We start from the raw sequence: 10083 nt of genomic DNA, 5'->3' as shown, positions 1-10083 counted from the left end.
CGATTTGGAATGGACGACTCATAACAAAATTACTAAATGCACCCATCTATAAGTTTGACGTAGTTTGGCGCATCTTCATACAGAATTGGTATAACCTCTCTCCTACAAGGCTACCGTGTACACACAAGTCCAACATTTTCATGCTGAACCCTGATACCGCCTAGAACTTAAGTTCTAGGCTAATAGCTAAAGTCCACTCAAGTGGACTAAATGGAATTTCTCTTTGAGTCCTCTTTAGAGGACTTGCGCAATGAGACTCGGAATTGATTCCGAGGCGGGATAGATACACTGCGCCAAAACTTGTGTGTACACCGTAGGCTTGCGGGGAGGGGGTTGGGGGTGGGGTTCTTGTATCTCACTCAACTAAGAACCGCTATACCTACTTAGCACTTGATAACAGAATTTAGGCAATTGTCAGCAAAAGTTTAGATAAATTACATTTCTGAGAGAAAACATCAAGTTTGACGCTTTGTCTTTTGACAGCGATCGCAACTTCACTTACAGTTCCGCACTAGAGGAGTTTTGAGTACTGAGTAAGAAGAAAAGAAAAAATTTCTTATTACTTCTTCAAAATCTTTATTCGGACACTCAGGACTCATAACTCAGAACTCAAAACTTTTTTTATGGTAGATTTGTTGCTGATCGCAATCCTGGGGTTTCTGGGGAGTTTTGGACACTGCTTTGGGATGTGTGGCCCTCTAACAGTGGCATTTTCTCTGTCTCATCAGCCGAAAAGTCCACAAACAGTCTCCTTGGGACGGATATCAACCTTAGAAAAGCCCGATACTTGGCAACAGCAATTAAAATTTCATATCCTGCTAAACCTGGGGCGGATGTTGAGCTATGCTCTAGTCGGTGCTGGCATTGGGGCGCTAGGTTCGGTATTGCTGCAAGGTGGACAGCTAGCGGGTATTGGCAGCGACTTCCGGCGCTGGATGGCTATTCTGACTGGGGTGATGTTGATTTGGTTTGGCTTAGGACAAGTAAAACCCGATTTACTACCGCGCATTCCGGTGTTACATCCCCTATTGCAAGGTAGTTTACACGATCGCCTCAGCAGCGGAATGGTTAAACTTTCCTTAAAAACCAAATGGTGGACGCCAATGCTTTTGGGGATGACTTGGGGTTTAATGCCCTGTGGTTTCCTGTATGCTGCCCAAATTAAAGCCGCTGAAACTGGCAATTTATGGATGAGTACAGCTACTATGCTGGCTTTTGGCTTGGGAACCCTGCCCACAATGCTAGGTGTAGGCGTTTCCACATCTTTGGTAAGTAAAGACAGGCGCAGTCAGCTGTTTCGATTAGGCGGTTGGGTAACACTCACCATTGGCGTTATCACCTTGCTGCGGACTGGTGACACAATGGTAGATTACACCGGACACGCCGCCTTAATCTGCTTAATTTTGGCGTTAATTGCGCGTCCGATTAGTGGCTTGTGGGCTTCACCACTGCGTTATCGTCGCGGCTTGGGTGTGGGATCTTTTGTGCTTTCTGTGGTTCACACCTTCCACATGATAGAACACTCATTGCAATGGAATTTTGCCGCCTTTTCGTTTCTGCCCCCAGAATTTCAGTGGGGGATGGCTGCGGGTGCTGTAGCATTGGTATTAATGTCCCCCGCCGCTTTTACAAGTTGGGAATCGTTGCAAAAATCTTTGGGCAAGCGTTGGCGACAGATTCATCTATTGGGTGTGCCAGCCTTGCTCTTGAGTGCCATTCATACTGTGTTGATTGGTTCCCATTATCTGGGTTCCTTGCAATCAACTTGGGGAAATAAATTAGCGGCAGTACTGATGGTAATGATTACTCTCAGTGTTTTGCTAGTGCGATCGCGCTTTTTCTGGTCAAAGTTAGCCGTAGAAAAGTTTTATGTTCCCCCAACCAAATCGCGGTAAATCATCCTTATCTGGCTCCGTTTCAACGAGTCAAAAACAGAAGCGTTACCCTCAAAAAGGTATTTTCTGGAAAAATCAAGGAACGATAAAGTATTTATTATTCTTGAGTTGCTTAGTTATATCAATAACTAATCTTTACCCTGCTTTTGCTCATAAGGTAGAAGTAGCCTCAGATGTTGGCGGCACTCTCCACATTGAACCAAATGATAATCCCCGTGCTGGAGAAGCAAGCCAAGCCTGGTTTGCACTTACCCGCAGAGGTGGAAAGGTTATTCCCCTATCACAGTGTAATTGTCAGTTGGCTGTTTATGCCGAACCTTATGCAGCCGGAGAGCCACCGTTGTTAGAACCACAGTTACAACCTGTGGCAGCCGAACGTTATAAAGGCATTCCAGGTGCAGAAGTTGTCTTTCCCAAACCAGGCCTTTATGAATTGCAACTAAATGGAAAACCTGTTTCTGGGGCAAGATTCAAACCCTTTGAATTCAAATTTGAAGTGACTGTGGCAGGAGGCGGGTCTACACAGAATACACGAAACTTGCGAGATGTCAATGGTGATTTAGTAGAGGGTCAATCTCAACAATTACCAACTTGGGCGATCGCACTGCCAATTCTCGGATTTATCGGCATCTTAGTTGTCGTCATGCAAAGTATGAGGAGGGGTGGGGAGTAGGGAAGAAGCAGAGGGGCAGGGGAGACAAGGGGACAAGGGGAATTATTAGACTTCTTGGCATTTGTCGGGAAAAGGGTAAAGGTTAAAGGAGAAGGGAAAATTCCATACCTTTAACCTTTACCCCTTACCCTTTTTCCCCTCTGCCCTCTGCCCCTCTGCCTTACTTATGTCGCTTCTGATGCCACTGCCACGCGTCAGTAACAATATCTTTGATGGATGGATACTGAGGTTGCCAGCCTAAGATTGTTCTGGCTTTATCGCTGGTGCCAATGAGAACTGGGGGATCGCCAGGACGGCGATCGCGTTCTTCTACTGGTATCGAAATTCCTGTCGCCTCTTCGACTGCGGCAATCACTTCTCTGACGGAGAAACCGCTGCCATTGCTCAAATTAAAAACTTCGCTATCGCCACCTTTTAATAAATATTCCAATCCCAAAATATGGGCGTCTGCTAAGTCGTTAACGTGAATATAATCTCGAATACACGTACCATCGGGTGTGGGATAATCAATGCCGAAAATTGAGATGGACTCTCGTTTCCCTAAAGCTGTCATTAGCACCAAAGGAATTAAATGGGTTTCTGGGTTGTGATCCTCGCCCAGTAAGCCATCGGGATTAGCACCGGCAGCATTGAAATAGCGAAAACGCACTGATTGCAAACCGTAAGCAACATCAAAATCAGAGAGAATCCTTTCTACCATCAGCTTTGTAGCACCATAGGGATTAATCGGATTTTGGGGATGGGTTTCTGGAATGGGCACGAATTCCGGAACCCCGTAGGTGGCACAGGTAGAAGAAAAGACAAATTTCTTTACAGATGCTGTCAGCATCGCTTCTAACAGGGTCAAAGTACCAAGGACGTTATTACGGTAATATTTGGCCGGATCGCTCACTGATTCTCCTACGTAGGCATAAGCAGAAAAATGCATTACTGCGGCAATATCGTGGGTTTTAAATACACGATCGAGCAAGGCGCGATCGCTGGTGTCTCCAATTATCAGTTCTACCTGTAAAACTTTTTCTACTAGATCGCGATGTCCATAGACCAGATTATCAAGTATGACAACGCTATAACCCGCTTTTTTCAAAGCAAGCACTGTATGGGAACCAATATATCCAGCTCCCCCTGTTACCAGAATGGTAGGCTTTCCAGGCGACATAGTTTTTCCTTTTGAGTAGATTACTTAATTAATTTAGTTTACCGGTACCAGATTACTCTTCTGGAAAATTATAAATAATAGACGCAGTGTCAAAAAATTGCACTAAAATCACTACGACGGTAGTCATTGGGTGTGAGGTTTGAGAAATTTTAAGTCAAACAGTACGATTACAATTTGACAATAAAATAAATCCATTTCCCGAAACCTCTAGGTTGACCCTTACGGGTGGCGCTTATAACGTCGCTATCAGTAAGAAGTCGCCAGTTGTTTCATGCATGGTTTCCCTGCATGGCAGTCTTTTCTGGGGGCAACCCCGCTCGAAACGGACTGCCTCTCCTAACGGAGATGCTACGCGAACACCACCACACTGGCTCACTGCACCAGAAAATTTGAGAGTTAGTCTATGTTTCTATTGTTAAGCCGGGTACTGCTGTGGCTGCTGATTGGCACTATCGTTTATTCTCTGTTCCAGCGATTTTATCCCTCTGGAACTTTTGTCGGGCGATTAATCTTAGTCGTTATCTTGGTAATCGTAGCCCTATCATTTCTTAATCCCAATGAACCTGCTGTGGCGTCGTTGTGGAGGATGCTATCTTTTCCACTCAAGCCTTTAGGAGCCTCTGTTTTACTGATGATTCTTGCCGCTCAGAAAATCAAAGGAGGTGGAATAGACAAACCAGGAGGATACTTGATCGGTTGGGCACTGACGATTTTGCTGTTAGCAAGTACACCAGCAGTCGCCTATTTCCTTTATAGAGCGCCACTAGCAATGACGGGTGAAACATCTGTCGCAAGTGCTACACCAACATCTGGGACACTGGTGGCATTAGGGCAACCCACCACAGGTAACATCTCAGATATAACGGGCGATCGCATTCTTTCTTATAATTTGAGAGTGCCTCCCTATTTATTACAAGGAAGTCCTCAAGATATTCGCACGCGCGGTTTACGACTTGAAGACTTTGTACCAAATTCGGAAACGTTGCAATTGACAACAAGAACTTGGGAAAGTTATCTCGTTGAAATTTACAGGTTCTTGCGTGTTCAGCGGTAATCGGGCAAGAGAACTGTACTTGGTTCGTAGTGAGCGCTTGAGCGCTTAATTTAAGACCTAAAGTCCTGACTACGAACTTATTTCTTCATTAAAGTTGCTGTGGTGGACTACTAGTAGCGAACGGCAATAACTATCCAGTTAAAAGAGGTAACAAAAGCTGAATTTATCACAAGCGATATTCCCTCTGCATAGCTGCCTTCTGGGACTAGCAGTTAATCTAGATGATAAAGTTGCACAATTGCTTTAATGGCAAAATCTCGACGAATCGCTAAACTCAGTGCTTACCTACGACCCCATTGGCAAGAAGCCTCCTTGGGCATTCTCGCTTTGTTGTCTGTCAATGCACTGGGTGTTTATATCCCTTGGTTGATTCGTGCTGGTGTTGACAAACTCTCGACAACCTTCAGCTGGAACCAAATACTACATTACGTAGTAGTGATTGTCTTGCTCAGTTCGGCAATGTGGCTAATGCGAATGGCATCACGCATTTGGCTATTTGGGGTGGGTCGTCAGGTGGAATTTGACCTGAAACAACGGATTTTTGAACACCTACTGAAACTGGAGCCTGGTTATTTTGCCACTAATACTGCTGGCGATTTGATTAGTCGGGCTACTAGTGACGTAGACAATATCAAGCGGTTATTAGGTTTTGCGGTCTTGAGTTTGGCAAATACGATGTTTGCCTACGCCCTGACACTGCCAGTAATGTTGGCAATTAGTGTGGATCTCACCCTAGCCGCCCTGGCAGTGTACCCTTTTATGCTCTTGTTGGTGAGTCTGTTTAGCGATCGCTTACGCAAACAACAAGCAGCAGTCCAAGAGCAACTCTCTGACATCAGCGAACTCATCCAAGAGGATATCAGTGGCATTGCCTTAATTAAAATCTATGCTCAAGAAGCTAACGAGCGTCGAGCTTTTGCCAAGAAAAATCAGCAGCTATTGACTGCTAATTTGGAATTGGCAAAAATCCGCAATACACTGTTTCCGCTAATTGGTGGGCTAGCTAATATCAGTTCGCTGGTAATCATCTGGCTAGGATCGGCACGGATGTCTGCTGGCACACTTCAAGTTGGCGATTTTTTAGCATTATTAATTTATGTAGAGCGTCTAGTTTTCCCCACTGCCCTTTTAGGATTCACAATTACCGCCTATCAACGCGGTGAAGTTAGTATCGATAGGCTTGAAGCTATTCTCTCTGTCACACCAAAAATTAAAGATGAAGCCGATGCCATACATCTGCCAGCGGCTGAACTCAAAGGCGAAGTGACAGCTAAAAATCTCACCTACAATTACCCTGGTTCCACGACTCCAGCTTTAGCAAATGTTAACTTTACCATTGCTCCTGGAGAAACTGTAGCGATTGTTGGGGCAATTGGTTCGGGAAAATCTACTTTGGCCAATGCTTTACCGCGCTTGTTAGATATTGAATCAGGACAATTGTTTTTAGATGGGGTAGATATTACTAAGATTGCTTTGACAGATTTACGAGGTGCGATCGCCTACGTTCCTCAAGATAGCTTTCTATTTAGCACTACAATCAAAAATAATATTCGCTACGGCGATCCAGTTAGCGAACAACAGCAGGTAGAATCTGTCGCTAAACTTGCCCAAATTGAATCAGAAATTCAGAATTTTCCCCAGCAATATGAAACTATTGTTGGCGAACGCGGTATTAATCTTTCTGGCGGTCAACGGCAACGTACTGCTTTGGCTCGTGCAATGTTGGTCAATGCTCCAGTGTTAATTTTGGATGACGCTCTCTCTAGTGTGGATAATCAAACAGCTACGAAAATCCTCAAAAATCTCTCCAGTGGTACTGAACGTAAAACAGTAATTTTTATTACGCACCAATTATCAGCGGCGGCAGCGGCTGACCGAATTTTTGTCATGGAAAAGGGAAAAATTGTTCAGGTCGGAAATCACTTAGAACTTTTACAACAACAGGGTTTATATAGAACTTTGTGGAGCCAACATCAAGTTGAAGAATTACTGCGGTGAAGGAGGCAGGAGGCAGAAGGCAGGAGACAGGAGGGAGGAGGCAGAAGGAAAGAATTATGATTGAGTTAGGGACTGGGGATTGGGAAGATTTGAATGGGGATTCAGACCCCAACCAATTCTTAAAAAATTTCTTCCCCAGTACCCAGTAACCAGTCCCAGAACGACCATTACTCACCTTCAAGCTTGGCTGAAATTGGGGCATTGCATATTTGCGGGATGATTTAGCAACTTCCAAAATTCCCCCTCTGCCCCGGTTGTTGAGCGTAGTCGAAACACTGCTCCCCCTGCTTGTCCCAATTCATCCCACTGTTCTGCAACGCCGAAATTGGGGAATCCTGGACGTGACCCGTTGAAGAAAAATTCAGAAATTCCGACTTTACTGAAGGATTGTAAATAGGTCTAGCAAAATAATTGCATTTGTCATAACTTTATAGTTATAGAACTATTGATTCGATCGCCTCATCACTCATGGTTAACACCCTACCCAAGCCAGAAATCAAAACCCCCAGCAAAGAAACTGTACTCACCCCCCGGTTTTACACTACAGATTTTGAAACCGCAGCCAATCTGGATTTGTCTGCCCAGGAAACGGAATTGCAGGCGATGTTGACAGAAATGCGGACAGACTACAACCGCCACCATTTTGTTCGGGATGAAGCGTTTGAGCAGTCTTGGGAACACATTGATGGTGAAGCAAGGCAGGCGTTTATAGAGTATTTGGAACGCTCTTGCATTTCTGAGTTTTCTGGCTTCTTGCTATTCAAGGAATTATCCCGCAAGCTGAAAAATCGCAGTCCAATGCTAGCGGAAATCTTTCAAATGATGGCGCGTGATGAAGCCCGCCACGCCGGATTTCTCAACAAAGCAATGGCCGATTTTAAACTCTCCCTTGATTTAGGCACTGTTACCAAAACCCGCACTTATACATTTTTCCCGATTGAATGGGTACTTTACACCGTTTACCTCTCAGAAAAAATCGGCTACTGGCGTTACATTATTATTTTCAGGCATCTAGAAAAGCACCCAGAAAACCAGTTTTATCCGATATTCCGCTACTTTGAGAGTTGGTGTCAAGACGAAAACCGCCACGGAGACATATTCAAAGCATTATTGCGTTCTCAACCCCAACTCTGGAACACCTGGAAATCTAGGCTGTGGAGTCGCTTTTTCTTGCTATCAGTATTTGCGACTCACACCCTGACAGTTCATGAACGTTCTGGGTTCTACAAATCATTGGGACTTGATGCCACAGAATTTGATATCCAAGTTGTCCGCAACACCAATGAAACCGCAGGACGGGCTTTTCCTGTAATGTTGAATACCGAACATCCCAAGTTTTTCCCACGTCTGCAACGCTGTGCAGGTTACAACTTGAAAATTGCAGAGATTGAAGACAGTTATAATCCGAAATTGGTGAAGCTAATTCGCAAACTACCTTTGATTGCAGCAATTGTTTGGAATCTGCTGTTAATTTACCTCATCAAACCAATTAATACTGAAGCCCTGCGGGGAACGGTTCGTTAGCTATTTATTAGACATCTGCTGGTGAAATTAATTATGTGTTCTGAATAACGCATAATTAATTTCACCAGATGTCAATTCTTGAATATTTGGTAGCTGAATGATGACAAAGGTAGACTAAAGTCTATATATAAATATGTCAATAAAATAGTTAAATTTTTGTATAGAAGATACTGGAATGCAATATATAAGAGGTTACTAATTAATCTAGAAAATGTAGGAATTGAGAGATGAGCGACATTAAAAGACAAGCCGCTTTGCCTTTACCCACATGGAAGCGGCCCCACATAGGGACATCAAATTTTACGAATCCATCGCTTGTCTCATCCAATATTCCCACATTGGCCAATCCAACACGCGGTTTTGGTTTACCAACAAATAATAATACTGCGCTCAATGGCGACCTTCAAGAAGCCCCGTCTGCTAACGAGCAATTATTAGAATCAGAAGCCATCAAAGAAAAACCTCTTGTTCACGACATTAGTCGCATATCTTTGCGTCGTCCACAGCCGCAACTTATAGGTAGCCAGCCAAAAGACCAGTATGAGCAGTCAGCTGACCAGATTATGCTTCTACCTAGACTTAAGTCAAATATAAATATCGGTGCAATAGATTCACATATAGTACAACGAGAATGTGCAGATTGTGAGCAAGAAAAAGAGGAAGTAGAAACCGAATTGTCGCTACAACGCGTTAGCGATCGCAGCGTTCAAACCCAAGACAATATTGAGAGTCAGTTAAATAATAGTAAGGGTGGAGGAAGCCCTTTATCTCCCGAAGTGCGAAACTTTATGGAACCGCGCTTTGGTCGTAAATTCGACGATGTGCGAGTACATACTGACTCCAATGCGATGCAGATGAATAAGTCATTGAGAGCGCAGGCCTTTACTCATGGTAGTGATGTTTACTTTAGCGCCGAGAAATCACCTGGTAATAACGAGTTGACAGCCCATGAGTTAACCCATGTAGTACAGCAGACAGGCAAAGTGCAGAAACAAAGCGATGCATCTACAGCACCAGCCCCTGTTGAACAGACATCTAGTGGTATGCCGCCCAAAAAAGGGACAACTAAAATTGACAAAAAGAATGCCACAATTACTGCTTCGGGAAAAAATATTACCGAAGCAATTACAAACTTAACATCACAAGGAAAGGGCGAAGCGGGCAGTGTTACCTGTGCCCCCGAAAAAGATGTCAAAACTTACCAAGCAGAAGATAAATCCGATGAAATTGTCTACGAGGCAGATGTCTTAGTAACGGAAACTAAGGCAATGCCCGTCTGGACGGAACTCGATCAACAATGCGAACCCGTTAAAAAAGAATGGGCAAGGTTTTATAGCGCTCTTGATACACACGAGAATGGGCACATTAGTATTGACGAAAAGGCTTTTAAAGATTTACACAAAAAGCTTCTTGGCAAAACAACCTCAGCATCTGACAAGATTTTTAACGATACTTACGCCCAAGCGAATACTGATAACAACGCCTACGACACCACAACGAAACACGGACTCACTCAAGGTACAGGAGTAACTCCGGTACAGTGCGGCCCAGAAAAAGTTTCTCAAAGTGGAGATGAATCGGATGCAAAGGTAGAGGTTCAAACTCAACAATAAAGGCGAAAACACCATAACGCAAACCTGCTAATTATTTTTGCGTTTGCACTGTTTGGACTCACATGGAGAAATCATAAAAAGAACGCCGAACAATACGAAAGCCATTTGGCTTGACAAAAGTGCAAGTGTCAACAGCGAATTTATCCACAAGGTGCTTGATTCTTCTG

The 10083-nt window shown here is 44.0% G+C and carries 7 protein-coding genes; 6 read left to right on the top strand and 1 reads right to left on the bottom strand.

Features of this window, described 5'->3' with window-relative positions; genetic code table 11:
* Positions 1-623 precede the first annotated feature (623 nt).
* The gene (locus V7K45_RS23375; RefSeq protein WP_335007355.1) at positions 624-1895 is read left to right on the top strand and encodes an urease accessory protein UreH domain-containing protein; all 1272 of its coding nucleotides are present in this window, start codon (positions 624-626) and stop codon (positions 1893-1895) included.
* A complete protein-coding gene (locus tag V7K45_RS23370) occupies positions 1870-2568 on the top strand; it encodes a hypothetical protein (RefSeq protein WP_335007354.1) in 699 nt (232 codons plus the stop codon). The genes V7K45_RS23375 and V7K45_RS23370 overlap by 26 nt, the downstream gene beginning before the upstream one ends.
* A 160-nt stretch (positions 2569-2728) precedes the next feature.
* Here the strand turns inward: V7K45_RS23370 and galE are convergent, their stop codons facing one another.
* Positions 2729-3727, bottom strand: coding sequence for a UDP-glucose 4-epimerase GalE (gene galE / locus V7K45_RS23365; protein ID WP_335007353.1), 999 nt, complete (start codon positions 3725-3727; stop codon positions 2729-2731).
* 403 nt (positions 3728-4130) lie between these two features.
* On the opposite strand from galE, the gene V7K45_RS23360 reads away from it, so the two are divergent.
* The 4 genes from V7K45_RS23360 to V7K45_RS23345 all read left to right on the top strand — a co-directional run bounded on the left by V7K45_RS23360 (position 4131) and on the right by V7K45_RS23345 (position 9916).
* The gene (locus tag V7K45_RS23360) at positions 4131-4781 is read left to right on the top strand and encodes a hypothetical protein (RefSeq protein ID WP_335007352.1); all 651 of its coding nucleotides are present in this window, start codon (positions 4131-4133) and stop codon (positions 4779-4781) included.
* Between the two features lie 246 nt (positions 4782-5027).
* Positions 5028-6779 (top strand): ABC transporter ATP-binding protein, encoded by a 1752-nt coding sequence (locus tag V7K45_RS23355; RefSeq protein ID WP_335007351.1) that lies wholly within the window; start codon positions 5028-5030, stop codon positions 6777-6779.
* A 468-nt stretch (positions 6780-7247) separates the two neighbouring features.
* A complete protein-coding gene (acsF, locus tag V7K45_RS23350; RefSeq protein WP_335007350.1) occupies positions 7248-8303 on the top strand; it encodes a magnesium-protoporphyrin IX monomethyl ester (oxidative) cyclase in 1056 nt (351 codons plus the stop codon).
* A 227-nt stretch (positions 8304-8530) separates the two neighbouring features.
* A complete protein-coding gene (locus tag V7K45_RS23345; protein WP_335007349.1) occupies positions 8531-9916 on the top strand; it encodes an eCIS core domain-containing protein in 1386 nt (461 codons plus the stop codon).
* The last annotated feature ends 167 nt before the right edge of the window (positions 9917-10083 follow it).

Origin of the sequence: Nostoc sp., from assembly GCF_036917375.1 — a bacterium.
Lineage (GTDB): Bacteria > Cyanobacteriota > Cyanobacteriia > Cyanobacteriales > Nostocaceae > Nostoc.
The sequence above is the reverse complement of the archived record's forward strand: the minus strand, read 5'-3'. Positions and strand labels throughout refer to the sequence as shown.

What these genes read in the sequence shown, in the direction of transcription:
- acsF (WP_335007350.1), top strand. Translation starts at nt 7,248, where the DNA reads ATGGTTAACACCCTACCCAAGCCAGAAATCAAAACCCCCAGCAAAGAA.
- V7K45_RS23355 (WP_335007351.1), top strand. Translation starts at nt 5,028, where the DNA reads ATGGCAAAATCTCGACGAATCGCTAAACTCAGTGCTTACCTACGACCC.
- V7K45_RS23360 (WP_335007352.1), top strand. Translation starts at nt 4,131, where the DNA reads ATGTTTCTATTGTTAAGCCGGGTACTGCTGTGGCTGCTGATTGGCACT.
- V7K45_RS23375 (WP_335007355.1), top strand. Translation starts at nt 624, where the DNA reads ATGGTAGATTTGTTGCTGATCGCAATCCTGGGGTTTCTGGGGAGTTTT.
- V7K45_RS23370 (WP_335007354.1), top strand. Translation starts at nt 1,870, where the DNA reads ATGTTCCCCCAACCAAATCGCGGTAAATCATCCTTATCTGGCTCCGTT.
- galE (WP_335007353.1), bottom strand. Translation starts at nt 3,727, where the DNA reads ATGTCGCCTGGAAAGCCTACCATTCTGGTAACAGGGGGAGCTGGATAT.
- V7K45_RS23345 (WP_335007349.1), top strand. Translation starts at nt 8,531, where the DNA reads ATGAGCGACATTAAAAGACAAGCCGCTTTGCCTTTACCCACATGGAAG.